Genomic DNA, 24052 nt, shown 5'->3' with positions numbered 1-24052 from the left:
AAATACGCGAAACGGGGTTGTTCTATCTTTAAATTTAATTACGCAACAAAGCCGAGATGATATGTCGAAAACCGCGAAGATCATGAATGAAGATAAGCTGGTTAAGAAGGCTCTAGAAGTCGGTTTTAAAATGGCAAAGTTGCAAGGTTTCGATTTGCCGAACTCATCTCAACCAATCAAGGTTAAGGCTGTTTATCTATTTCTTGTTGAAGTAAATCAAATCACTCCGTTACCAGACAGTAAGTTGGATGGTGCAAATATTAAGAAGCGCCTAGCGTTATGGATACACAACGCTTTGCCTGATAATGATCCCTTGAAGTAAACCTTTTCCAAGCTGATATTTCTGGACTCGTTTCCTCTGAGTTCATTATTCATCGATATGTTAGATAAGAAACCTAGCGAGCTCTCGCTAGGTTTTTTTGTTTTTGAGGCCGATATTTTAATAGTGGATAGCGAGTCACTGCCATTCGAAGCGTTGTTATCTACTCGATAGAATGTTCAACACTGAGAGTGTTGGTGATTTATGCCGCTTGATTGGCAATCTGAGCACATAATTTACTAATGACTCTAACCTTCTTTTGACGCTTATTCGGTTAAAGACATTTTCTTAAGATCTCCACCGATCAAATACATTAGAACTCAAAGTATTATTTAATTCATGCTGACCGCTATTAAATGTGATACAGATCACTAATTTTTGTTTTTTAAAGTTAAGGTGTTGATCTTAGTAGGGGGTAAATGCTCATAATAAAAAGGAATTTAATTAGAGTTCAAAGGAATTTCTCGGTATGATTACATCAGCGCCTTGGGTGTTGTGTCCAGAAGTGATAGAAAAAACGAGTGAAGAATGGAGTTTTCGCGAGCCCAAAGCTTCAGATGGCAACGACATTTATCGACTGATTTCAGAATGTCCGCCACTAGACACCAACTCGTCATATTGCAATTTTTTGCAATCCACTCACTTTAGTAAAACTTGTATTTTGGTTGAGAACAAAGGTGAGCTTGCGGGCTTTATCTCGAGTTATCAAAAACCGAGTGAGCCTAATGTTCTCTTTATTTGGCAAGTTGCAGTTGCCCCTCGATTTAGAGGTCACTCTTTAGCTTACAAGATGTTGAACAGCTTACTTCGTCGAGAGTGGCTGAAGAGTATAGAAGCTATTGAAACAACCATTACTAAGTCAAATCAAGCGTCTTGGGCACTCTTTAAAAAGCTAGACGCAAAAAATAGTAGCACTGGAAAAGTGACCACTTTCTTAGATGAAAATGTTCATTTTAAAGGGCTGCACGATACTGAGTATTTGTATCGAATACCCCTTAAATAATCATTAACTTATAGGAATCAAATAACGGCCTTATCATGGATATTTTTAAAGAGCAGGAATCTAACGTACGTTCATACTCGAATAGTTTTCCAGTCACTTTTGCTAAATCAAAAGGCTGCTGGCTTGAAACAAAACAAGGTGATCGTTACCTCGATTTTCTTGCTGGAGCAGGATCTCTCAATTACGGTCATAACAATCCAATACTTAAGCAAGCTTTACTTGAGTATATTGAAATGGATGGAATTACACATGGCTTGGATATGCATTCAGAAGCCAAAGCTGAATTCCTAGAAGCTCTTAGTCGCTTTATTTTGGAACCTCGAGCATTAGATTACAAAGTTCAATTTACCGGCCCGACAGGAACAAATGCGGTTGAGGCAGCGATTAAGTTGGCGAAAAAAGTAAAAAGTCGAAGCAGTATTGTTGCATTTACCAATGGTTTTCATGGTTGTACGGCGGGTGCATTGGCTGCTACAGGCAACCAACACCACAGGCAAGGTGCGGGCTCAAATCTCAACAACGTTACGCGTTTGCCATTTGAAGGTTACGCTGGAATCGATGGTTTAAAATTATTTGAAACGATGTTAACCGATAATTCCGCTGGTATGGATAAACCTGCTGCCGTTTTATTGGAAACGGTTCAGGGTGAAGGTGGGTTAAATGTCGCTTCAAATGAGTGGCTACAGAAGTTAAGCAAAATCTGTAAAGCCCACGATATCCTACTTATTGTGGATGATATTCAAGCCGGTTGTGGTCGAACAGGAACGTTTTTTAGCTTTGAACCTTCAGGTATAAAACCAGATATCGTTACGCTATCTAAGTCGATAAGTGGTTATGGCTTACCGATGGCTGTGGTTTTATTAAAACCTGAACTAGACAAGTGGGAGCCGGGAGAACACAACGGCACCTTCCGTGGTAACAACCATGCGTTCATTACTGCTGCGAAAGCGTTAGAAATGTATTGGTCAAATGATGATTTTGAAAATCATATTCAACGTAGCTCAAGCATGGTCGATGATGTCATTCAACGCAATCTCAAGCGTTTCCCTGAGCTATTTGTTCAACGCAAGGGACGCGGAATGATGATTGGCATTGAATGTAAAGATGGGAACACAGCTGATGAGATTGCAAAAGTGTGTTTTCACAAGGGCATGGTAATTGAGACCGCAGGTCCAAACGATGAAATCTTGAAGTTCTTTTGTCCATTAACCATTTCAGAATCGGAATTGATGCAAGGTTTAACTATTTTCGAAGACTCAGTTGAAGTGGTAGCAACCAAGCATTTCAAGAAAGCATCGTAATAGGGAGAGTAAAATGATTGTTAGAACACTTGATGAATGTCGTAATAGTGAAAGACGTATTGTATCGGATAACTGGGAAAGCACTCGCATGTTATTGAAAGATGACAATATGGGATTTTCTTTTCATATCACAACAATTTACGAAGCGACAGAAACACATATCCATTACCAAAACCACTTGGAGTCTGTGTTTTGTATGAGTGGTGAAGGGGAGATTGAAGTCGTTGGTGGTAAAACTTACCCAATCAAACCCGGTACGTTGTACATCCTAGATAAGAATGATGAGCATTATTTACGCGCATATAAAAACAAAGAAATGACAATGGCTTGTGTGTTTAACCCACCAATTACTGGCGCTGAAGTACACGATGAAAACGGCGTTTATCCACTCGTTGATTAACCCATATATTCAGGGGTGATATCTCACCCCGCTCCCTATTATTTAGTCTTTAATCTCTTCAAGAACAAAAGGTCTTTTATGACATTTACCGTAGAAAAAATCGGCGGTACATCAATGACAGCATTTGATGCTGTGCTCGACAATATTATTCTCCGCCCTCAAAATCCTTATAACCGAATCTTTGTTGTGTCCGCTTACAGCGGTATGACGGATGCATTGTTGGAATGTAAAAAAACAGGTAAGCCTGGTGTCTATCAATTGATAGCGATGCGTGACGATTCGTGGAAGGATGCTCTATCTTATATTGAACGCCGCATGCTATTGACCAATGAGCATATTTTTGCGGATCCAATGAATCGTATGAGAGCAGATAAGTTCATCCGGTCTCGTATTTCAGAAGCCAAAAACTGTATTACTAACATTCTTGAAACGTGCCAATACGGACAGTTTTCACTGAGACATTATTTACCACAGATTAGAGAGTTTCTTTCTTCAATTGGAGAGTCACATAGTGCATACAACACGGCTCTTAAATTAAAAAACATTGGTATAAACTCGACCTTTGTTGACCTTTCTGGTTGGGACAACAAAACCCCTCAAAGTTTGGACGATACCATTAGAGAGGCTTTCTCTGACATTGATGTTACTGAGGAGCTTCCCATAGTAACTGGTTATGCATATTGCAAAGAAGGTTTGATGCATACTTATGATCGTGGTTACAGTGAGATGACGTTTAGTCGTATCGCTACTATTACTGAGGCATCATTGGCGATCATCCATAAGGAGTATCATTTTAGTTCGGCTGACCCAAAAGTCGTTGGTGTAGGTTCGGTTAAACCGATTGGGGCAACTAATTATGATGTTGCCGATCAACTGGCTAACCTTGGTATGGAAGCTATTCACTCTAATGCGGCTGCTGGGTTACGAGAAAGTGGCATAGAACTGCAAATCAAAAACACCTTCGAGCCAGAACATGAGGGAACACTGATTTCTTCTGATTACCGACCAGACACGAATCACATTGAGATCATTGCCGGAAAACAGAAGGTATATGCGTTACATGTTTTTGACCAGGGAATGGTCGGTAAGGCGGACAATGTTAGTTATGAGTTAATGGAGATTATCGCAGATGCTAGAGTGAACCTTATTGGTAAAGAGATGAACGCCAATTCTATTACCTATTATCTAGGTGGTAGCACCGAGAGTTTAAACAAGGTGTCTTATAAGGCTGAGAAACGTTACCCTCAGGCATCTATTTCAGGTCGAATGGTCGCTATAATCTCAGCGATCGGTTCTCAAATTGATACCAATAAAACGCTCGCTAATGGTGTATTGGCTTTGATGAACCATAGTGTTACGCCTATTGCATTACATTCGTCTATGAGAAACGTAAATGTGCAATTTGTTGTGAGTGATGACAAGTATCAACAAGCGATTTGCGCGTTGCATGAAGAATTCTTTGACCAAGATAAAAGAACCGAGACATCGGTGAATGCAGCATAAAATTTAACAGTGGAGGGCTCACCCTCCACTGTTAAATTTTCATGGAAAAGCAAAACATCAACTGCATATTAACGATCGCCTGTATCTATTTTGATCACACAGCAACATCAGATATGAGTATTACTACTCTTGATACTTATCGAGCTTGTTATAAAGCGTTTTGATGCTGATTCCCAAGTCTTGTGCTGTTTCCTTTTTGTTGCCTTCATTTTCTTCGAGCGTATTGATAATCGCCGCTTTCTCAATCTTCTCAAGAGAAACACCCGCCGGAACCATATCCTCAACGGTAGTCCCTGTTTCTAAAGGAGGAGTATCAAAAATTAGGTGTTCATCTTTAATCGTCTCATCTGCCAATATAAAAGCTCTTTCAATACAGTGTTTTAATTCCCTGACATTCCCTGGCCATGCATGGGCTGATATTTTTTGAAGCGCTGATGTGAAAATGGTCTTCGCAGTGGTTTCATTTGCGTTGCGATGAGCAATAAAATGTTTTGCTAAGCCGACGATGTCGTCGCCTCTTTCACGCAATGGAGGGACATGTATGGGGAAGTGAGCCAACCTGAAATAGAGATCCTCTCTCAAAAACTGTTCTTCAATAGCGACTTGTGGATCTCGGTTTGTCGCTGCAATGACTCGAGTATTAGCGATACTCGTTGCATTACTGCCTACAGGGCGATATTCACCTGTTTCTAAAACTCGTAGTAATTTGACCTGGTGTTCAAGTGGCATTTCGGTGATTTCGTCGAGAAACAATGTGCCACCTTCTGCTTGCCTAAACACCCCTTGGTGTGTGCGATTCGCCCCTGTAAAAGCGCCTTTTTCATGACCAAATAATTCACTATCAACTAACTCAGGGCTGATAGCACCGCAGTTGATCGCAATAAAAGGTTGGTTTTTACGATCACTGGCAAGGTGAATCGTTTGTGCGACTAATTCTTTACCTGCCCCACTTTCGCCGACAATCAAAACATTGGTGTCAGTCTTCGCGACTCTTCTTAAAGTTCGATACAGCTTATGCATGGGCTTAGAAGAACCGACTAACATACCGAACTGGTCTAAATCGCTGGTGGACACTTTACGCCCTTCTTCCTGCTTCTGGAGGAAGTATTGACTGAAGTCTGCAAGGGTATCTTCCAATATTTGCATGTCGACGGGCTTTCTATAATGGAAGATTGCGCCATGGTTCATCATCATGTCTAAATTTTTGTTTGGCGTACCTGTACTGATAATAATCAAGTCCATTTCGTCCAACCCTGTTGCACTCGATAAGGACTTAAAATCATCGTTAGTAAATCGAGAGACTTCAACAATAGCAGTATCTGGTTGCAGTTGTTGTAGCTTGTCAATCCAATGAACATCCATAGTACTTTGAATTATTTCAAAGCTTGATAATTCATCTAGAGAGTTTATTTTAGACCGCAATAATTCATCTTTTAACTCTATAAAAAGTGTCGGTAATGACATGATTTAACTCTCTTTTTGTACGACAGAAAACGACCTTGATAATAACATAATGTCCTTCAAATACGAATCTATCATTTACTATACGCCACCTTTTAAATGTAGTTACAATATTACTGATGGTAGAAGTGGCTAATTAACAGTATTGATATTAATTATTCTAGGATCTCCATTGATGATAATTTTTACAAAATACTCGTGTAATTAATACACCTCCGATTATTTCACCAATGGTAAATTTTCAAAATTAAAGTGTAAATCCTTTATTTTCAGTCAGTTAAAAAGTTGGCATGCTGGTTGCAATTGTACAAGTGTCAGTTAACTAGAGGAGATAATTAATGAGAAATACTGCAAGTAAAATATTATTAGCTACTTTGATTGCAACTTCTTCATCAACTGTTTTTGCTAATAGCATGTGGGAAAAAGAAACTTTCGATGCGTGGATTGATGGAAAAGCAGAAACGACTTTATTACTGAATACTAATTTAAACTCATTTGACATCAACACCTACGTTAAAAATCGAGTGGTTACTTTAACTGGCTCGGTTAAAAATGAAACAGAGAAAGATTTGGCAGAAGAGTTAGTGCTAAGCCTAGATGACGTTAAGTCCGTAAAAAACGAACTTACAGTGATTGATGAAGACAAAGAAAAAACACCCGCAGCCGTACAAGCTTTGACTGATGCTCACATAAAGACACTGGTAATCACTCGTTTATTAATGAATACCAATGTTAGTGGTAGCGATATTCAAGTTGAAACCGAAAACAGTGTGGTTATCTTGAAAGGTTCAGTTTCATCAAGCAGTGAACACGACTTAGCTTTATCTATAGCAAATAATACCCCGAATGTAGAGAGAGTGGTGGATAAATTAAATATTATTTAACCTCTCTACAATTGGTAATTTATTAAAAATTGGGGAATAACGATGATTCGCTGGTCGCTAATATTTTTTATTGTCGCAATTATTGCCGCCCTATTGGGATTTAGTGGTATCGCTGGGGCTGCTGCGACAGTAGCAAAGATCATATTTTATATATTTGCAATATCACTACTGGTTTCAGTGGTAATTATGTTGCTGAATAAAAACAAACATTAGGAGTTTATATGAACATCAAATCGAACGCTTACCGTTTTTTAACTATTGTGGGTATTACATTTGCACTTGCGGCATGTAGTGATGAAGGTCCGATGGAACAAGCCGGGGAAAATGTAGATGAGGCTGTAGAGGATACTCAAAACGCAATAGAAGATAGCTGTGAAAATATTAAAGAGCATTTAGATGCGAAAGATGAAGATTGCTAGAACTGTCATCTAGAGTGCAATGAGATGCCAAAATCCTCATAAAAATAAACCAATGAAGTAGGAATTAGACATGAAAAATATATTTGATGTGCTCAAAGACAGTCATGAAAAGCAACGACTTTTGATGGATGCGTTACTCCAAACTTCGGGAGACACACAAGCTAGGCAAGAACTCTATGTTAACCTTAAGGATGAGTTAACCAAGCATGCGATTGCAGAAGAGCGCCATTTTTATGCACCTTTGATCGAGAGTGATCAATCCATTGACATGACTAGACATGGAATCGCTGAACATCATGGAATCGACAAAATACTCGCTCAACTCGATGATACAGAGATGTCTTCACCAGCTTGGCTTGTTTTAATGAAAACATTAAAAGATAAGGTTGAACATCATTTAGAAGAAGAAGAGCAGCGTTTTTTTCAAACCGCAGGTCGAGTCTTAGATACTGAACAAAAAGAAACATTAGCTCGTAAATATGAAAAAGAGGTTGCTTGAATCACGAAGTAATCAAATTCTTTAAATAAGTATAAAACTGCTTTGTTATCAAGCTAAGGGCTCATTCTTGAGCCCTTCTTTTATTTAATTTAGAGATAGATAAATTTACGGATAAATATATTTAAATTCACGGATAAATTAAGGCGTAACATGTTTATTATTAAATATTATATGCTTCTTGCTATAGCTTGTTTTTTTGCTGCTGCTCTTATACCACAGCTAATAATCCGTGGTGTTTTTGCCTGGTGTAGTTTGTCGATGTTCATCGTTAGTGTTGCCTACATCTTCGATATGCCGTCAATATTTAGGAAGACTAGCGATGGGAAAATAGTGTGGTGGATTAGATGGATCTTCATTCCATTCTTCTTAGGTGTTCGACTGTACAATGCATGGGCAATTAAAAGAGATAAAGTTGAACCAATACAGAAGGTTGGAAAAGGTTTATATGTATCTCGTCGTTTGTTCCCTTCAGATTTATCGTTCTTAGAATCTCAAAACATCCATTGTATTGTAGATGTTACAGCTGAGTTTTCTGGTTTAGAAAGTGCAATGACCGGTGATCAATTTCGCTATTTAAACACCCCGGTTCTTGATCATAAAGTCCCTAAAATGCATAAGCTTAAACATGCTATAAATTGGATCGATACCCAAATCCATCAATCTAGATCGGTTGTTGTGCATTGTGCTCTCGGTCGAGGACGTTCTGTCTTTGTCGTAGCTGCCTATCTTTTAGCAAAAAATCCGTCACTTACTGTAGAGCAGGTCTTGAAAAGTATTAACGACGTGCGAAGTACAGCCCAATTGAACCATCTACAACTAAAAACACTTCAAGCAATCAGTGATAAAGGTTTGCTCACTCTTGGCCATAAAGCTTGCCTTATTGCCAACCCTGTTGCAGGTGGTGGTAAATGGTTGGCGAATGAACAACAGGTTATTCGTGAACTTACGAGAAAGTATAGTTTAGATATTTTTCTTACTAGCCAAGAAGTATCAGCAGAAATATTAGCTAAGCAGGCCAAAGACCGGAATACTGCGCATATTATCGTTGCAGGTGGCGATGGGACGGTTAGTGAAGTCGCAAGGCAAGTTAGGAAGACTGATGCTGATCAGATCGTAGGTTCTTGATTTAGTTCCATTGAATTACGCAACAAAGCCAGACTGATACACAACTCGGGATTATACCTTTGGGTACCGCGAACGCTCTATGTCATATGCTTTATGGATTGACCTCGAAAATATCGCCTGTTGAAAAAGCGTGTGAGGCTATTTTATCTGGCAACTCAAAAAGAATCGATCTGGCGTTCTGTAATCAACAACCAATATTACTGCTTCTTGGTATTGGGTTTGAAGAACAGATGATCGATTACGCACATCGAGAACAAAAAAATGAAAAAGGGCAATTCGCGTATTTGACTGGGTTCTTCAATGCAGTAATCACCGACGATAATCAACACTTTCAAATTTCAATCGATGACCAACCATCACAAAGTATGAAACTACAAAGTTTGGTCGTGGCGAACTCTTCCCCTTTTAGTACTGTGCTTGCTCAAGGGGGACAGCCTCCTAGGCCGGATGATGGGAAGCTGCATATTACCTATTTGGAAAACACAAATTCACTTAGTAAACGAGCTATCGCTCTATCTGATCTGTTGTTATCGAGTCTCGGAGCGAAAGAACAAGCTAGTTACTTTACTTATGCTTCGGCACAGCTCGTTAAAATTGATTCTGACCGACCTATTTCATACGTGATTGATGGAGAGACGTATTTGGCTGATTCACTGGAGATAAGTATTGATAAGCAAGCCTTAACGGTTTGTATTCCATGAATGTATTGAATAATCCGCATATTGAATAAGAAGGAGACACCATGGAAATGAATCTCTCTTTTAACTTAGAGAAGTTTCAGCATCTGATAGAGGGTAAGTTAGAGCATTGGTTAGTTGAAGCAATTAAACTTATCCCTAACCTGATTGTTGCTTTTGTTACGTTTCTTATTTTTATCTTTGTTGCCAACATAAGCGGCAAGTTGTTTAAAAGATTGAGCAATAGAGTTGTCGACTCTCAAGAAGTCATTAACTTACTGGCTTCTATTGTTAAGGTTACCATTGTTACTATTGGATTTTTTGTCGCGTTAGATTTTGTTGGGCTCCAAGGTACGGTTACATCGTTGCTTGCCGGTGCCGGTATTCTAGGTTTAGCTATCGGTTTTGCTTTTCAAGATATGACTGAGAACCTCATTTCAGGTATTACAATGAGTATTCGTAAACCTTTTAAAATTGGCGATGTTGTTGGTTCCAACGATGTCATGGGTACCATAGTCAAAATAAACTTACGAAATACACTGGTTGAAACGTTCTCTGGTCAACACGTCATGATTCCCAATAAGATGGTTTTCCGAAATATTTTGACGAACTACAGTCGAAAAGGACGAAGAAGGGTCGAGATCCCTGTGGGGATTTCCTACGCAGACTGTCCCAAAAGAGCCGCTGAGGTGATAACCAAAGCGATAAACCAAAAGTCTTATGTTAGTCGGAAAGAAGATACGACGGTTTACGCTTCAAGCTTTTCTGATAGTAGCGTTAACTTATTGGTTTGGTTTTGGATTGAGTACCCAGGAGGTTTTGGTTATATGGACGCAAAGCACGACGGTATTATAGCGGTTAAAGAGTCATTATCAGAGGCTGGAATGACAATACCGTTTCCGATTAGAACACTTGATTTTGATCCCAAAGGCGGTAAAAGTCTGTCTAGAATGATGACTGGGGCTGTCGATGACGCTTCCTAGAATAACATAGCGGTCCCTCTCGTAAAAAAGCGTCAAGGCAATATGCCTCGACGCTTTTTATTTTGAGTGATGTCAGAATTAGATCAGAATTAAACCTAGATTATTCCCACTGTTTAATGATTGTGTTGTAGGCTTTGATTCTCTTCTCAAGTTAATTAATCGTATCTATTTTAGATGGGTTATATCTGTTACAAATGCTTTGCTATCTCATCATTTTCAACTTGCAACGCCGCAACCCAATAGGAGAAAAAAGCAGACATATGTTGATTGTTAAACTTTCTAATAGTGTTTTTGAGGTAAGAAATTAGGCTTAAATTACTCTGGTACATATCGTTATAACTAACAATTAACGCAGGGGGCTGACTCAATATGTCATTGTCATTAACTTCATTGTTAATGCAGAACTTGGTGTTTACTTCGTTTATTAATGAACGTTCAACTTTTATAAATCGATTTGCAGCTCTTGCAATGTTCCCATGTGCTTTCTGTTCAATTAGGTCAACACATGAGAAGTAGTGATCTTTCAATGTACATAGTATTTTTTCTATGCCTTTATAGTGAATTACCTCAAGGGGATCATTGTCCTTTTTAAACAACATATCATTACTCCTTTTTATCTCAGTAGTATTTATAATTTCAGTTGATTTATAATAATTAAAATAAGCCTTTTCTTTGATTCTGATTTCCAACCATCATTCGCTAATAACTAATTCTGACGCATGTTGTGTATTTGGTCTCGACATGATTCCATTTCATTTTTTACCACTTTTAATCTTCTTCTCCCTTCTAAATCAGGGTTAGTTTCTAGCAGTGATTCAATGTCGGAAATGATCTTTGTCTCGACACCTTCTAGGTGCTTTAAATAGAGCTCTTGATTGTTTTTACCTTTTGTATCTTCCGCTTCAATACAGCGCTCTCTGGCATTTATCGTATAACTAGCGGGTATCTGTTCTTGATGTATTTGTGAGTAGTAAGTTAAAGATTGTAACTTTAACTCTGCACATTTCTTTACCGTGTAGATATCAAAAAGATTTTTTGCCATCTTTTCACTTCTTATGTTGGATATCGCTTTTTCGTAAATAATATTTCCACTTTTTATCAGGTTAACAATAGATAATATACTTTGGTTTCTCATGAATCCTCATTTGGTTCTAAGCTGTATTTGGTTTATTGCATTTTTTATGCCAATTAATAACCCTATATTCAGCTTGTTTCGTCTAAGGTTTTACTTTGTTTTTTGTAAAAAATACATTAATAGATGTTTTCTAGTGAAATTATTACATTGATTAATGCTATTTATTAATGATATGGGAGCTTATCTTCAATTATTCTGGTACTTGTGAAAGTTGGCACGATGCTAGCATTGATTATTAAAGTAGCTAGAGATTAATAGTATTAATATTATTCTCTGGCTTATGATAATCAAATAAGGAGAAAACTTATGCCAAAGTCAAACGCTAAAAATTCAGAAGCCAAACAACAAATTGAAGAAACTTATGAAAAAGCTGAAGAGGCCGCAGTAGAAGTTATCGAAAATGTGAAAGAGGCGGTCCATGAAACTCTCGAGGCCAGCTCTGAAAGTGTGAAGAACACGTCTGAGAAAGCGGAAAACATCATTAAAGAGCGTCCATTATTGAGTGTTGGCTGTGCGTTTCTCGCTGGTTGGGCTGTCTCGAAGTTAATCAAATAGCCATATATCAACATCGCAATTGAGAGAGCACCGTTATGCAGGTAAATAGTCAAAATGATCCAGTAAACTCTGCCAATGATAAATCGAGCGATCGTAAGGTGGATGATCTTAAACGTTCTGCTTCTGAGTTAAATGGATTGTGGAAAGACTTAGCTATATTACAGACACATACCCAGCAATGGTCTCAATCGACCTTAGAGCTTTTCTTATTGGAGTTTCGCAATAGTGTTGATGCATTTAAAAAGCGTCTTGTGTTTCAGCTCCTCTTTGTTGCGTTGTTACCGCTGTTTCTTTTTAGTATCGCCGTCGGTGCTGGAGTAGTGATCTACTACTTCACTTTGAATCTGTTAGCGGGTTACGGCGCGTTTATATTCACACTCGGTTTGATTCTAATATGCTTGGTACTTCGTTCTAGTTACTTAAAGCAATTTATAGGTTTTGAATGTACGAAAGAGCAATTGAAGGAGGGGTTACATGTCAGCACTCAAAAATCGACAAAGACAGATTCAAATGAAAAGACTTGAGGGGAGAAGTAGAGCTCGTCAAGTTGCACTTTGTATGGGACTTATTCGTCACAAAGGAAAAGAGTTTGTTCACAAGTACCCCTTGTATGCTCTTGGCATCACAGGCCTTGGTGTTGTAATTTTGAATCGAACTCATCGTTTTAAATCGTCTGTTTTTGGTTATAAACAGCTATCGCTAATACTTAATTTACTTAAGTAACCATCATTTTTAATTCAAGTTAGTGTTGGCTGACGGTATCGAGTGCCTGATTCAAATTGACGAAGCCTCAAAAACAAAACCTCCTACTCATAGGAATAAAATGACATCAAAAAAATACAGTATTCTTAGACAACGAAGTGTGTTGCAAGCTAGTTTTATGCTCCTTGCTGTTCTCATGATGTCTATTTTTACATTACATATCGCCAAGCCATTTTTGTTGCCAATCATCTTTGGTGCTTTTATTTCTTTGCTATGTAGCCCTCTAGTTAACTACCTTACTCGCTTCGGTACCCCTCGAGTCATTAACGTAATGGCTGTACTTATTGGTTTTATTGGCTTTGTTGTGATTAGTTTGAATATGTTGAGTGAGCCCGCTCAGCAATGGTGGTCAAAATTACCAATGTTGGTTGAGAATGTATCTAATGAAGTGAGTGAGGTTACTCAAAACAGTCGCTTAACTGACGCCACCGGGTTCTCCATGAGTAGTACTGTTACCAATGATGGGCTTACCAATAACACGGCTTTTTCCATTATAGAATCAGTGCTTACGACAACACCAACCATTGTTACTCAGTTGTTGGTTGCGTTTCTTATGGCGTATTTCATGATGAATTACGGTCGAAAAATTTATTCTCAAAGCTTATCTCTTTTTGAATGCTTTTCAGATAAGCGTAGGGCTGTTGAATTGGTTAAAGTTGTTCAAAAGGATTTGTCTCGTTACATAGGCGCCATCACCATCATTAATGTTTGCTTAGGACTCACTGTTGGCTTTGCTTTTTATATGATGGGATTGCAAGACCCTTTCCTTTGGGGCGCTTTTGCAGGCTTAATGAATTTTATCCCCTATCTTGGCCCGATGGTTTCAGTTACGTGCTTTGCTTTAGTCTCTTTTATACAGTTTGAGTCGTTTAGCTACGCATTGACGGTCGCTGCGATCTTCCTGGCGATTAATTTGATAGAAAGCCAATTGGTTACTCCTACATTACTGGGGAAAAGGTTTAGTCTCAATCCGCTGATTTTATTTGTATGGCTTGTATTTTGGGGTTGGCTATGGGGCTCTATGGGAATGCTAGTAGGGGTCCCATTACTTGTCTGTGTGAATGTATTTTTTGAACAGTTAAGACATCCAAGGTTGAATGCTCATAAAGGTCAGTAGAGCAGAAGTAAGCCTTGATAACCACTCAGCGTCACTTCTTTCTGTGAGTGTTAGTTCTGTTGCTTTATGACTCCTTTTTGGACAGCTGGCTGAGGTTAAACTCTGTGTGAGATCAAACTAGTATCGCTATAGGCTTCAAAAGCAATAGTTGCTGGTTCTATTTCACTTAGAAAGGTTAAGAGTCGGTTGCGACGAAGCGCCTCCACCTCACAACGGTTATGTGCGATAGCATAGAAGCAATGTTTACCTAGGTCGATACCTAAAGTATGGATAGAAGATATTTGGTTCACCTCACTCTGAGAGCCGACTCTAAGCTTAAGGGCTTGAGAGTGAGGCGGATCATATAATTAAGCCTCACCAAAGTGCTGTGGCTTTATTGTTAGAAATTAAACAGGCTCTGTTTACCTGAATGACATAGACTAGTGATTCACCTGCTCAACAATCTCGCGTGTTAGGCGTGCGATCTCGTCCCACTTACCGTTTTCAACCAGCTTCTTGTCGACCATCCATCTACCACCGCAGGCTAATACTTGAGGCACTGCTAAGTAGTTATCGATGTTTGATGGCGTGATACCGCCTGTAGGCATGAGTCGAATATCGCCGTATGGGCCAACGAGCGATTTCACCATGCTGATGCCGCCAGATGCTTCTGCTGGGAAGAACTTCAAGGTTGTTAGGCCCATCTCTAATGCCGCTTCAACGGTGCTTGGATTGTTCACACCTGGAATGATATCGATGCCGATCTCTTGGCATGCTTTAACTGTGTTCGGATTAAAGCCCGGTGAAACCACAAACGTTGCGCCCGCTTCTTTTGCTGCGAGTGCTTGCTCACGGTTCAAGATGGTGCCCGCGCCGATCAGCATGTCAGGCTGAGCTTCTCGAAGCAGTCGGATAGCTTCAACAGCGGCGTCTGAACGGAACGTAATTTCAGCGGCGGGAAGCCCATTCTCAGCCAATACTTTGCCTAGAGGGATAATATCCTCTGCGTTATCAATGGCGATAACAGGGATAACTTTAATTGCGTTTAGCTGTTCGTTAATTGTAGACATGTGTACTTCTTAATATCAGTTTGAAAGAGTGTCGGTGATGGATTTTGGGATGATTGCGCCATTATGTTGAATCACCAATCTGGCTAATGCATTACCTTGATGGCAGGCTTCTTCAATAGAACCTCCAGCGAGATAGCAAGATAAGAAACCGCCGTTAAAAGAGTCGCCAGCAGAGGTGCTATCAACCACAGTCTCGACAGGTGTCGTTGTGATTTTTACTGGCTCATTTGCGGGGTTTTCGCTGATCAAGCAGCCTTCAGCACCAAGCTTGACAACAACGGTTTTGACACCGAGCGTATGCAGCCTTGTTATGGTGTCTTGTGGCGTTTGATCGCCCCATAGTTGCTGTTCATCATCAAAGGTAACCAAGGCGATATCAGTGGTTTGATAACCCAGTCGATAGCACTCTTTGGTCGCGCTTTCTGATTCCCATAGTTTTGGTCGGTAGTTACTATCAAAGGCGATGGTAACGCCACGTTCACGCAGGCCTTCAATGATAGTGAGCAACTTTAGCTGATCGCTGTGTGGCAGTATCGCGAGGGAAATGCCACTCAGAAACACCATATCAACATCGTGAAGTTGGTTGGCTATCTTATCGAAATCGGGGTGCTGTACCATGTAGCGAGCCGCCGAATCGTTGCGCCAGTATAGGAAGGTGCGCTCACCAACATCGTCGAGTTGAATGAGATAGAGCCCGGGTGAACGCTGCTCGTCAATAAGCACGAATTCGGTTGATAGTCCTTCATCTTGCCATCGGTTAAGCATCTCTTGGCTGATAGCGTCTGAGCCAAGCGCCGAGACATAGCTTGTTCGTATCGCTGGATTCGCAGTGTTATTGCAGTTCATGGGATTGCTAACCGCAGCGCTGCGGTTCAAGTAGATTGCCGCGTTTAATGTGTCTCCACCATAGCTTTGATGCATGTTGCCAAATGGAGCCCATTCAGTTCAATCATGCACTCACCGATGATTGCGATGTGGGTCATAATATAGCCTTAGAAAGGAAAGGTTGGGTTTGTTCGTATTGAGGAAAGCATGACCATAATGAGATATGGTCATGCTTTTTCGATTCTAATCTTACGGGAGTGAGACTAGCCGATTACTTGTTGTCTAGTTTTACGAACAACATCGTTAGGACGAAAGACAGTGCAAATACACCCACCACGCCCATCAGTGCTTGAATGAAGTTTTGCGTACCGCCTGCAAGGTAAGCTGGCAAGCTGAATACAGAAGAAAGAATGTAGCTTGTTAAGTGCGTATCGATTGTTACCGAGATAGCACCGAACACGCCTGCAGCCAAGCTCGCGGTCATCATCGCTTTGGTGTATTTCGTGAGTACACCAAATAGAGCCGGTTCCGTGATGCCTAAAATAGCCGTAACACTTGAGCCCATCGTAATTGAAGATTGCTCTTTAGAAACTGTCTTACGTTGCTTGTGCCAGATAGCCATTGTCGCGCCTGCAATTGCCATGTTACCCAAACACATGATCGGCATAAGTAAATCCTTACCGTACAGTGCAAAGTTGTTCAGGCTGATTGGTGTCATGCTGTGGTGGATACCAAATACGATGGTAATCGGGCGAGTTAGACCAAACACAAAGCCCGTTAACGTCGGAGAGATTTCCAGTAGCGAGCTCATTACCCAACCTGCACCATTACTTAGCCAGATACCAGCAGGGCCAACAAATGATAGCGTGATGGTCGAAGTTACCGTAAAGGCAAGCAGTGGCGTAAATACTGGTTTCGCTGAAGAGGGTACCAGTCGGTCAACCATCGGCGTGACTTTAGACAACAACCAAATCGCCAAAATAGCAGGGACAATCGCGCCGCCGTAATTAAGCAGTTCAATAGGAACCACGCCTAGCACCGTCAGCTCAGGAGCCGCGCCAGCCTCTTTTAGCATCACCGCTTTATCTACTAGCTTGGGTGCTAGCATTGCAGAGGAGACAGCAAGTGCGATGTACTCGTTTACTTTGAATACCTTAGCGGCAGAGAAAGAGACCAGCATAGGCAAGAAGAAGAACACAGCGACAGAAATTGAACGGAAGAAATAAACCGTGTCTGAGGTTTCAGAGATAACGTTTGTTGCGATAAGGCCAGAAAGTAGACCCATTAACATACCTGCACCGGCAATCGCTGGAACTACTGGGCCGAAGATACCCGCGACAATGCGCATCACGCCTTGGAACAGCTTGCCTTTCTCTAACTCATCTGCAGGGTTAGCGTCAGCTTGCTGAGTATTTGATAGTGCGTTGAACCACTTCTCGACCTCAACACCGATGATGACTTGAGTTTGGCCTTGTTGAAGTACCACACCTTTCACATCTGCGATCTGCTTGATCGCTTCTTCGTCTACCAGAGACTCGTCGGCTAATTTGAATCTCAGCCTTGTCATACAGTGCGTGATACTCACGATATTGTCTTCACCACCAAGTGCAGTGATTAATAACTGTATATTTTCTTTGAAATTTTTCTTTTTCGATGATGACTTCGAGTTATTAATAACGGCATCACTCTTTTCTACCATTTGCATACTACACCTGTCATTGGAATATATTTAACTCGAGCAATCATAACGACAATCAATTTAAATCCAACGCAGTAAAAAGAGATCTCAATCACACTTAAAATCCGAAAAATTATTTTCCCGCCGTTTTTAGCCAATTGGTATGTTTTGTTTATCAAAAAAATACTCTTAACGTACCAATTATTTTTCCGAAAAATTAGCGCTTGAAATGTGGTTTTTAAAGCGGTTAGATAATAGGAGTTGACTTAAGTTTAGGTTATTTAATTGTGAAAGAAACTATTATATCTGATATCCATTGTATTATTACTAAGCCAGACAGACACAATCTCATTACCGTGGTAGTTGAAACGAATGAAGGCGTGACTGGGTTTGGTTGTGCGACATTCCAACAAAGACCGCTTGCTGTAAAAACAATGGTCGATGAATATTTAAAACCTATTCTTATTGGTAAAAACGCCAATAATATTGAAGACTTATGGCAAATGATGATGGTCAACGCTTATTGGCGAAATGGCCCTGTTATCAATAATGCAATTTCCGGTGTTGATATGGCACTGTGGGATATAAAAGCCAAATTAGCGGGTATGCCGTTACATCAATTATTTGGTGGTAAGTCTCGTGATGCTATTCCTGTATACACACACGCGACTAGCGACACAATGGAAGGTATTTATGAGCTGGTGGAATCTTTCCTAGACAAAGGCTACAAGCACATTCGTTGTCAGCTTGGTTTCTATGGCGGCGTTCCAACCGATTTGCATACCACTCAAAACCCGACTGAAGGCTCGTACTACGACCAAGATCAGTACATGGACAATACTCTAACGATGTTTAAGTCGTTGAGAGAGAAATATGGTAACCAATTCCATATTCTGCATGATGTTCATGAGCGCCTATTCCCGAACCAAGCAATACAATTTGCGAAGGAAGTCGAGCAATATAAGCCGTATTTCATTGAAGATATTCTGCCGCCAAATCAAACGGAATGGTTGGATAATATTCGCAGCCAGAGCTCAGTTTCATTAGGTTTAGGGGAGTTATTTAATAACCCTGAAGAGTGGAAATCATTGATTGCTAACCGCCGCATTGATTTCATTCGTTGCCATGTTTCACAGATTGGTGGTATTACCCCAGCTCTGAAACTCGGCCATCTATGTCAGAACTTCGGTGTTCGTATTGCATGGCATTGCCCGCCAGATATGACGCCAATTGGCGCAGCGGTAAACACGCATTTGAATGTGCATTTACACAATGCTGCCATTCAAGAACATGTCGAGTACAACGAGAATACACACAAGGTATTCCCGAACGCTGCAGAGCCAATTAATGGCTACTTATACGCTTCTGAAATCGCAGGTATTGGTGTTGAAATCGACCGAGAGGTTGCAGCCGAGTTCCCTGTTATGTATCGCCCCCACGAGTGGACTCAAAGTCGCCTTCCTGATGGCGCGATTCATACCCCTTAACTCGTATTTTTAATATCAAATGGTCGCTATAAGCGGCCATTTTCTTATTTAATATACTTACCAGATATTACGTATTATCTGGTAAGTATATTTCTAGTATCATTAAATTAATAATATTAGATGTGAAATAATATTAGTGGCTAATCTATAGAGTAATTAACTTATATCTATAAAAATTAACCATATTAAATCGAATTAAAAGGTTACTTCTTATCTCGGAAGCTCATGCTCTCATTGTTAAAAGGAGTGTGATAGGTGCATTGATATTTGATGTCGATGATATCGCTGACGATGAATAGATCCCCCGATGCTAAGAAACCTCGGTTGGTGATATTCATCGCCGCGGCATTTTTTTTGCAGCCGAGCAACTCCGCGTCTTCTTTAGATACGTTGATCGCTTGATACGTCGTTAAGTAGCTATCGATCTGAAGACCTTTCGCCAATGCATGTTTCTGGATTGAGCTTTCAATGATCTCGGCATTCATCTCTGGGAAGACACTGACAGGGATCTTGGCTTCTTCAATCTGAACTACTTTGTTGTTAATCAATCGAAGCCGTCTAATTTTCCAGATGTAGTCATTGTCGTCTAAAGAAAAAATCTGCTGTTCGTGGTTATCGGGTAGCGCTTTATTCAGTTGGAGCTTTTTATAAGAGATCTCTTCAAAACTGTTTTCAGTAATGGAGTTGTACACCAGTGGTGTACCAATGAGAGAAGTGTTGACGAAGTAACCAGAACCCACCTTAGATTTCACCATGCCAATAGCCTCTAGCTTGGCTAGCGCTTTTCGAATAGTAAATCGAGATAACCCATATATTTCAGAGAGTTCTCTTTCCGCGGGAAGCTTATGATTGATACTGTTTTGACAGATCTTGCTCACAATATCTTGGACAACTAACTCGTACTTTTTCATAGATCAATAACTTTAAAGTGTATTCACTGTGACTAAAGAATAGTGAACTAAATCAGGGATTCAGTACGCTCTGAATGACTCATAATTGTAACATAGAAGGTTAAGTGGGTGATGATAAATAGGGTTAGTTAGGGGTACTAGTGACCACCTTTTGCGCTGACTTGATTACATCTTGTGATTCTAGTCCTCATTTTGTAAAACAAGATTATGAACTTTAACGTGCGGCATTTAATGTCTGTGTTGTTGCTATTTTAAGTGACTAATTCAGGAGTAGGGTATGAGTTCGAATCAAATCAAAATGTCGTATTTGATGTGGGTAATGTGATTGTGCGTTGGTCGCCGCTGGAAATTACTCAACTAACGTTTGGTAACATTGCCGACCCTGAAGCCCGAGCGCTTTCGATTTTCCAAAGTGCGATTTGGTCGGATTTGAACAAAGGGTTCTTAACCGAAAATGAAGCCAAACTTCGCTACCAACAAGAGCTCGATTTATCTTCATTAGAGTGCGACCGCCTGTTTTATTACGTTAAGAAAACGCAGATCTTATTGCATGGTTCTGTCGACCTTATCGAGCGCGTAAAGCGTGCTGGGTATGGTGTGTATGCACTTACCGACAACGTGGTCGAGATTGTTGAACACCTAAAAGCCACCTACGAATTTTGGCCTTTGTTTGATGGCGCAGCCGTATCCGCTGAACTTGGCATGCTTAAACCGCAGCCTGAGATTTACCAAGCGTTGCTTTCAAATAATGGACTGGAGGCTTCAGAAACGGTGTTCATTGATGATATGCCTTACAACGTAGAAGGAGCAAAAGCCGTAGGTATGGCGGGTATTCAGTTTATCGATTCTGCGCAATGTGAGAACGAACTTCGTGCTCTTGGCGTCGAATTTACGTGATCATGTAGCGAAATTCTCAAGCTATCTATTTTAGTCAGGTTTCTCTATGTAGATAATCTAGGTAGGCAAGATAAGTAGAAAAACGACGGATAGAAAAGACTGATAAAAGCTAAAACGAATCGATTAAAAAGAGGCGCTGTTTCATCATGAACATCGCCTCTTTTTCTATTTAACTTTATTGCTCAGTATCCAAGTGTCGAATTAACTTCGCCGGCGTGCCACCGTATAAGCAGTCTGGTGGTACATCACTGTTAACCACAGAGTTCGCTGCGATAACAGAGCGAGCGCCAATCGTTACGCCTTGGTTGATGACCGAGTTTCCACCAATCCAAACATCATCTTCGACTGTAATAGGTAGACAGAAAGTCTCCCACTTACGGCGGCTGAGATAATCAAGGGAGTGTGATGGCGTATAGAATTGGACGCTTGGTCCAATTAAAACATTGTTTCCGACTTTGATTCTCGCACCATCTAGCATTACGACGTTCATATTGATGAAGGTGTCGTCACCAATCTCGATGGTTTTTCCAAACTCACAATGAAAAGGGGGCTGGATTAAGCTGCTACTCCCGACTTTACCGAATAGCTGCTCTTGCAATGTGTGTTGTTGATCTGGATTTTGATGGTTGTTGAAGGCCATTAACGCCTTTTTGGCATTGGTACGTATGGTATCAATTTCTTGGTCTGCACCATCATATACTTGCCCAGATAACATTTTATCGAGTTCAGTTTGATCGTTTGTATTACTCATGCTGCCCACTTTCCGAGAGTCTCGGTCTAAATGACGAATACTGCAAGATTAGCGATTTTTGGACATAAAAAAAGAGAAAAGCCTCAGCCTTTCTCTTCCTATTTTGTGCTTTAAGCACTAATGCTAAGTGAGCCCAGCTATTCAGCAAAAGGCGCGCTTTACCAATTAGATTTGCTCAACGAAACCCATTAGGTGCTTCTTCACTTCGTCTGAAGCAAAAGCACTCTCTACAGAGTACTTGTAGATCTCTGCGTAGTCTTCTTGTGTTAGACCGAACGTTTCACATACACGTTTCACTTCGTTAGTCATGGTAGTGTTCGACACAGTGCGGTTGTCTGTGTTGATCGTTACAACGATGCCGTCTTTCTTGAATTCAGCAATTGGGTGGTCGCTGAATTTGTGAATACATTTAGTTTGCACGTTACTTGTTGGGCAAGTTTCAAGCGCAACCTGCTTCTCTTTAACGATGTTGTACGCGTCTTCGTTACCTTGGATGTGGACACCGTGGCCGATACGCTCAGCGTCAAGCAGTGTGACTGCATCGTAAACGTTCTGACCATGCCATTGCTCACCTGCGTGAACCGTCACACGGTAGCCTTGTTCAATAGCGTATTGCGTGTACTCAGGGAATTCAGCGCAGAAGCCCGGCTTTTCACCGCCTGCAATATCAAACGCAACCACGCCTTTACCAAGGTATGGTTTACCAGCGTCGATTACATCTTTGATTGAGTCTTTCGGGAACATACGAAGTACAGACATGATGTAGTTGCCCTTAATGTCGTATTTCTCTTCTGCACGCTTCATGCCTTTAACCGCACTTGCGATGATTGCATCAAGAGACAAGCCCTTGTTTACGTGAAGAATCGGTGCAAAACGAACTTCTAGGTACTTAACGTTTTCTAGTGCTGCGTCTTCGTAAAGCTCAAAAGAGATACGCTCAATCGCTTCTTCCGTTTGCATCACTTGCAGTGGCAGGCTAAAGCAAGCTAGGTACTCATCAAGGTTTTTGCAATCTTCAGGCACTGTTAGAGACTTTACTACCGCTTCACGGTCTTCTGGAAGTTCGATTCCGTACTGTTTCGCCAGATCAATAATGGTGTCTGGACGAACACTTCCGTCTAGGTGGCAGTGCAGATCAATCTTAGGGAGTGCTAGAAAGTTCATGAGTATTCCTTAGGTCTATTATTTTTTGAGTTATTAACTCATAGGTTACATGGGCTTAAATTAACAAGTTTGTGATATGATTTAAAGTGACATAAAGTCATCATTAATCTGAATCTAAGGAATATCATGGTAGATGTTAAAAGCTTACTCAAATGTGATATGAATTTACTGCTGTGTTTACACGTGTTGCTTGAAGAGCGCAGCGTGAGCAAAACGGCAGAGCGATTGTTCCTTAGTCAGTCTGCGGTGAGTAAACAACTCACTAAGCTGCGTTCTTTGTTTGACGACCCTTTGTTTGAACGTGAGTCAAAAGGCCTGTTTCCAACACCGAAAGCCACCTCTTTAGCGCCTAAAATTCATCAAATCCTTCTGCAAGTTGAACAGCTAACCGTGCCGGACATTTTTGAGCCGAAAGACAGCGAACGTACTTTTAATATCGATCTTGTTGAAACCGCTTATACCGCGATTTACCCTAAATTTATGCCTAACGCGCTAGCAGATGCGCCGAACATTACGGTAAACAGCACTACTTGGAGCAGCGAAACCTTTAAGCGCTTACTAAAGCGTGAGGTCGATTTCGGGATTGGAATTTTTGAGCTCGATGAAAGGGCTAGCACCCACATTCAAAATATCCCTGCCGAGCTAAACCACGTCGAGTTGCTGCAAGATTACTCTGTGTGCTTGATGCGAAATGATCACCCAGTACTTCAAGAAGAGTGGAATCTGCAAGCCTTCCTTAAATACCGTCATATTCAGTTGGTGACCGGTGGCGTTGGCGACTGGTTGCTACTGGAAATCTTGCAAGCCAAACAGCTTCAAATTAACAAAGCCGCCAACGTGTCGGACATCACCAGCGCAGTAAAGCTGTGCAAACAAAGCGATTTGCTGATGTGTTATCCGTACAACTCGGTTCGTGACTATATTGAGAGTGGCGAACTGGTGATGAAGCCGATTCCTATTGAGTTGGTTCCCGGTGGTTTGTTTTTGCTTTGGCACCGTTACTTTGATTCTGAACCAAGCCACAAATGGCTTCGCGACCTCATAGTCAATAAGACCCAAGAACCTCAGCTGTAAACCGCGAGCTACGATGATCAAAACGGCGAAATAAGTTTTTTAAATTTATTTCGTCTTTTTCGAATGAGCATTG

Annotated in this window: 25 protein-coding genes and 2 pseudogenes; 18 read left to right on the top strand and 9 right to left on the bottom strand. The window is 40.7% G+C overall.

Going from position 1 to position 24052, the window contains the following annotated elements:
* Positions 1-61 precede the first annotated feature (61 nt).
* From A6D97_RS03865 to A6D97_RS03845, 5 genes are all read left to right on the top strand, one after another.
* Positions 62-322, top strand: a complete 261-nt coding sequence (locus tag A6D97_RS03865) for a DUF5062 family protein (RefSeq protein ID WP_017072477.1) — start codon at positions 62-64, stop codon at positions 320-322.
* A 466-nt stretch (positions 323-788) separates the two neighbouring features.
* On the top strand, positions 789-1322 hold the full coding sequence (gene ectA, locus A6D97_RS03860; protein WP_010431975.1) for a diaminobutyrate acetyltransferase: 534 nt from the start codon (positions 789-791) through the stop codon (positions 1320-1322).
* Between the two features lie 35 nt (positions 1323-1357).
* Positions 1358-2623, top strand: a complete 1266-nt coding sequence (ectB, locus tag A6D97_RS03855) for a diaminobutyrate--2-oxoglutarate transaminase (RefSeq protein WP_065583859.1) — start codon at positions 1358-1360, stop codon at positions 2621-2623.
* 13 nt (positions 2624-2636) lie between these two features.
* Positions 2637-3023, top strand: a complete 387-nt coding sequence (locus A6D97_RS03850) for an ectoine synthase (protein WP_010431969.1) — start codon at positions 2637-2639, stop codon at positions 3021-3023.
* Between the two features lie 78 nt (positions 3024-3101).
* Positions 3102-4526: an aspartate kinase gene (locus A6D97_RS03845; RefSeq protein ID WP_010431966.1), complete on the top strand. Its 1425-nt coding sequence runs from the start codon at positions 3102-3104 to the stop codon at positions 4524-4526.
* A 123-nt stretch (positions 4527-4649) separates the two neighbouring features.
* Here A6D97_RS03845 and A6D97_RS03840 read toward each other — a convergent pair whose 3' ends face one another.
* On the bottom strand, positions 4650-5990 hold the full coding sequence (locus A6D97_RS03840; RefSeq protein ID WP_010431963.1) for a sigma-54 dependent transcriptional regulator: 1341 nt from the start codon (positions 5988-5990) through the stop codon (positions 4650-4652).
* 335 nt (positions 5991-6325) lie between these two features.
* Here A6D97_RS03840 and A6D97_RS03835 point away from each other — a divergent pair, with 335 nt between their 5' ends.
* The 6 genes and pseudogenes from A6D97_RS03835 (at position 6326) to A6D97_RS03810 (ending at position 10574) form a co-directional block, all read left to right on the top strand.
* Positions 6326-6871: a BON domain-containing protein gene (locus A6D97_RS03835; protein WP_017065851.1), complete on the top strand. Its 546-nt coding sequence runs from the start codon at positions 6326-6328 to the stop codon at positions 6869-6871.
* A gap of 42 nt (positions 6872-6913) precedes the next feature.
* Entirely contained in the window at positions 6914-7084 is a 171-nt protein-coding gene (locus tag A6D97_RS03830; protein ID WP_010431958.1) for a DUF1328 domain-containing protein, read from the top strand.
* A gap of 8 nt (positions 7085-7092) precedes the next feature.
* Positions 7093-7290, top strand: a complete 198-nt coding sequence (locus A6D97_RS03825) for a hypothetical protein (protein ID WP_010431955.1) — start codon at positions 7093-7095, stop codon at positions 7288-7290.
* A 70-nt stretch (positions 7291-7360) separates the two neighbouring features.
* A complete protein-coding gene (locus tag A6D97_RS03820; protein WP_010431952.1) occupies positions 7361-7789 on the top strand; it encodes a hemerythrin domain-containing protein in 429 nt (142 codons plus the stop codon).
* 150 nt (positions 7790-7939) lie between these two features.
* A pseudogene (locus A6D97_RS03815) lies at positions 7940-9615 on the top strand (diacylglycerol kinase family protein).
* A gap of 41 nt (positions 9616-9656) precedes the next feature.
* Positions 9657-10574, top strand: a complete 918-nt coding sequence (locus tag A6D97_RS03810; RefSeq protein ID WP_016797856.1) for a mechanosensitive ion channel family protein — start codon at positions 9657-9659, stop codon at positions 10572-10574.
* Between the two features lie 188 nt (positions 10575-10762).
* Here the strand turns inward: A6D97_RS03810 and A6D97_RS03805 are convergent, their stop codons facing one another.
* Positions 10763-11173: a hypothetical protein gene (locus A6D97_RS03805; protein WP_010431943.1), complete on the bottom strand. Its 411-nt coding sequence runs from the start codon at positions 11171-11173 to the stop codon at positions 10763-10765.
* A 107-nt stretch (positions 11174-11280) separates the two neighbouring features.
* The gene (locus A6D97_RS03800) at positions 11281-11709 is read right to left on the bottom strand and encodes a DUF2383 domain-containing protein (protein ID WP_065583858.1); all 429 of its coding nucleotides are present in this window, start codon (positions 11707-11709) and stop codon (positions 11281-11283) included.
* A gap of 306 nt (positions 11710-12015) precedes the next feature.
* Here A6D97_RS03800 and A6D97_RS03795 point away from each other — a divergent pair, with 306 nt between their 5' ends.
* The 4 genes from A6D97_RS03795 to A6D97_RS03780 all read left to right on the top strand — a co-directional run bounded on the left by A6D97_RS03795 (position 12016) and on the right by A6D97_RS03780 (position 14143).
* Complete coding sequence (locus tag A6D97_RS03795; protein ID WP_010431939.1) at positions 12016-12264, top strand: hypothetical protein; 249 nt, start codon at positions 12016-12018, stop codon at positions 12262-12264.
* A 35-nt stretch (positions 12265-12299) separates the two neighbouring features.
* Positions 12300-12788 carry a hypothetical protein gene (locus A6D97_RS03790; RefSeq protein ID WP_065583857.1) on the top strand — a complete coding sequence of 163 codons (489 nt, stop codon included), beginning with the start codon at positions 12300-12302 and terminating at the stop codon, positions 12786-12788.
* Positions 12775-12987 (top strand): hypothetical protein, encoded by a 213-nt coding sequence (locus A6D97_RS22160; protein ID WP_016795981.1) that lies wholly within the window; start codon positions 12775-12777, stop codon positions 12985-12987. Before A6D97_RS03790 ends, A6D97_RS22160 begins: the two co-directional genes overlap by 14 nt.
* Before the next feature lie 100 nt (positions 12988-13087).
* Positions 13088-14143, top strand: a complete 1056-nt coding sequence (locus tag A6D97_RS03780; RefSeq protein WP_065583856.1) for an AI-2E family transporter — start codon at positions 13088-13090, stop codon at positions 14141-14143.
* Positions 14144-14562: 419 nt separating this feature from the next.
* Here A6D97_RS03780 and A6D97_RS03775 read toward each other — a convergent pair whose 3' ends face one another.
* The 3 genes and pseudogenes from A6D97_RS03775 to A6D97_RS03765 form a co-directional block, all read right to left on the bottom strand.
* Entirely contained in the window at positions 14563-15192 is a 630-nt protein-coding gene (locus tag A6D97_RS03775) for a bifunctional 4-hydroxy-2-oxoglutarate aldolase/2-dehydro-3-deoxy-phosphogluconate aldolase (protein ID WP_065583855.1), read from the bottom strand.
* A 15-nt stretch (positions 15193-15207) separates the two neighbouring features.
* Positions 15208-16175 (bottom strand): annotated as a pseudogene (locus A6D97_RS03770) (sugar kinase).
* A gap of 113 nt (positions 16176-16288) precedes the next feature.
* Positions 16289-17722 carry a PTS transporter subunit EIIC gene (locus A6D97_RS03765; RefSeq protein WP_065583854.1) on the bottom strand — a complete coding sequence of 478 codons (1434 nt, stop codon included), beginning with the start codon at positions 17720-17722 and terminating at the stop codon, positions 16289-16291.
* A gap of 260 nt (positions 17723-17982) precedes the next feature.
* Between A6D97_RS03765 and A6D97_RS03760 the strand changes: the two genes are divergently transcribed.
* On the top strand, positions 17983-19182 hold the full coding sequence (locus A6D97_RS03760) for an enolase C-terminal domain-like protein (RefSeq protein WP_004732372.1): 1200 nt from the start codon (positions 17983-17985) through the stop codon (positions 19180-19182).
* A 203-nt stretch (positions 19183-19385) separates the two neighbouring features.
* Here the strand turns inward: A6D97_RS03760 and A6D97_RS03755 are convergent, their stop codons facing one another.
* Positions 19386-20093 carry a GntR family transcriptional regulator gene (locus A6D97_RS03755; protein ID WP_017065208.1) on the bottom strand — a complete coding sequence of 236 codons (708 nt, stop codon included), beginning with the start codon at positions 20091-20093 and terminating at the stop codon, positions 19386-19388.
* A gap of 255 nt (positions 20094-20348) precedes the next feature.
* Between A6D97_RS03755 and A6D97_RS03750 the strand changes: the two genes are divergently transcribed.
* Positions 20349-20990, top strand: coding sequence for an HAD family phosphatase (locus A6D97_RS03750; protein ID WP_276202726.1), 642 nt, complete (start codon positions 20349-20351; stop codon positions 20988-20990).
* Between the two features lie 175 nt (positions 20991-21165).
* On the opposite strand, the gene A6D97_RS03745 is transcribed toward A6D97_RS03750, so the two are convergent.
* A complete protein-coding gene (locus A6D97_RS03745) occupies positions 21166-21741 on the bottom strand; it encodes a sugar O-acetyltransferase (protein WP_065583853.1) in 576 nt (191 codons plus the stop codon).
* Between the two features lie 165 nt (positions 21742-21906).
* Positions 21907-22905, bottom strand: coding sequence for an adenosine deaminase (add, locus tag A6D97_RS03740; protein ID WP_017071685.1), 999 nt, complete (start codon positions 22903-22905; stop codon positions 21907-21909).
* A gap of 126 nt (positions 22906-23031) precedes the next feature.
* On the opposite strand from add, the gene A6D97_RS03735 reads away from it, so the two are divergent.
* The gene (locus A6D97_RS03735; protein ID WP_017061092.1) at positions 23032-23979 is read left to right on the top strand and encodes a LysR family transcriptional regulator; all 948 of its coding nucleotides are present in this window, start codon (positions 23032-23034) and stop codon (positions 23977-23979) included.
* Positions 23980-24052: the final 73 nt, after the last annotated feature.

This window comes from Vibrio sp. ZF57, assembly GCF_001691235.1.
GTDB lineage: Bacteria > Pseudomonadota > Gammaproteobacteria > Enterobacterales > Vibrionaceae > Vibrio > Vibrio crassostreae_C.
Note: the sequence above shows the minus strand (reverse complement) of the source record. Positions and strands in the feature narration are given on the sequence as shown.

Coding starts and splice junctions, on each gene's coding strand:
- A6D97_RS03865 (WP_017072477.1), top strand. CDS start 62: ATGTCGAAAACCGCGAAGATCATGAATGAAGATAAGCTGGTTAAGAAG.
- ectA (WP_010431975.1), top strand. CDS start 789: ATGATTACATCAGCGCCTTGGGTGTTGTGTCCAGAAGTGATAGAAAAA.
- ectB (WP_065583859.1), top strand. CDS start 1,358: ATGGATATTTTTAAAGAGCAGGAATCTAACGTACGTTCATACTCGAAT.
- A6D97_RS03850 (WP_010431969.1), top strand. CDS start 2,637: ATGATTGTTAGAACACTTGATGAATGTCGTAATAGTGAAAGACGTATT.
- A6D97_RS03845 (WP_010431966.1), top strand. CDS start 3,102: ATGACATTTACCGTAGAAAAAATCGGCGGTACATCAATGACAGCATTT.
- A6D97_RS03840 (WP_010431963.1), bottom strand. CDS start 5,990: ATGTCATTACCGACACTTTTTATAGAGTTAAAAGATGAATTATTGCGG.
- A6D97_RS03835 (WP_017065851.1), top strand. CDS start 6,326: ATGAGAAATACTGCAAGTAAAATATTATTAGCTACTTTGATTGCAACT.
- A6D97_RS03830 (WP_010431958.1), top strand. CDS start 6,914: ATGATTCGCTGGTCGCTAATATTTTTTATTGTCGCAATTATTGCCGCC.
- A6D97_RS03825 (WP_010431955.1), top strand. CDS start 7,093: ATGAACATCAAATCGAACGCTTACCGTTTTTTAACTATTGTGGGTATT.
- A6D97_RS03820 (WP_010431952.1), top strand. CDS start 7,361: ATGAAAAATATATTTGATGTGCTCAAAGACAGTCATGAAAAGCAACGA.
- A6D97_RS03810 (WP_016797856.1), top strand. CDS start 9,657: ATGGAAATGAATCTCTCTTTTAACTTAGAGAAGTTTCAGCATCTGATA.
- A6D97_RS03805 (WP_010431943.1), bottom strand. CDS start 11,173: ATGTTGTTTAAAAAGGACAATGATCCCCTTGAGGTAATTCACTATAAA.
- A6D97_RS03800 (WP_065583858.1), bottom strand. CDS start 11,709: ATGAGAAACCAAAGTATATTATCTATTGTTAACCTGATAAAAAGTGGA.
- A6D97_RS03795 (WP_010431939.1), top strand. CDS start 12,016: ATGCCAAAGTCAAACGCTAAAAATTCAGAAGCCAAACAACAAATTGAA.
- A6D97_RS03790 (WP_065583857.1), top strand. CDS start 12,300: ATGCAGGTAAATAGTCAAAATGATCCAGTAAACTCTGCCAATGATAAA.
- A6D97_RS22160 (WP_016795981.1), top strand. CDS start 12,775: ATGAAAAGACTTGAGGGGAGAAGTAGAGCTCGTCAAGTTGCACTTTGT.
- A6D97_RS03780 (WP_065583856.1), top strand. CDS start 13,088: ATGACATCAAAAAAATACAGTATTCTTAGACAACGAAGTGTGTTGCAA.
- A6D97_RS03775 (WP_065583855.1), bottom strand. CDS start 15,192: ATGTCTACAATTAACGAACAGCTAAACGCAATTAAAGTTATCCCTGTT.
- A6D97_RS03765 (WP_065583854.1), bottom strand. CDS start 17,722: ATGCAAATGGTAGAAAAGAGTGATGCCGTTATTAATAACTCGAAGTCA.
- A6D97_RS03755 (WP_017065208.1), bottom strand. CDS start 20,093: ATGAAAAAGTACGAGTTAGTTGTCCAAGATATTGTGAGCAAGATCTGT.
- A6D97_RS03745 (WP_065583853.1), bottom strand. CDS start 21,741: ATGAGTAATACAAACGATCAAACTGAACTCGATAAAATGTTATCTGGG.
- add (WP_017071685.1), bottom strand. CDS start 22,905: ATGAACTTTCTAGCACTCCCTAAGATTGATCTGCACTGCCACCTAGAC.
- A6D97_RS03735 (WP_017061092.1), top strand. CDS start 23,032: ATGGTAGATGTTAAAAGCTTACTCAAATGTGATATGAATTTACTGCTG.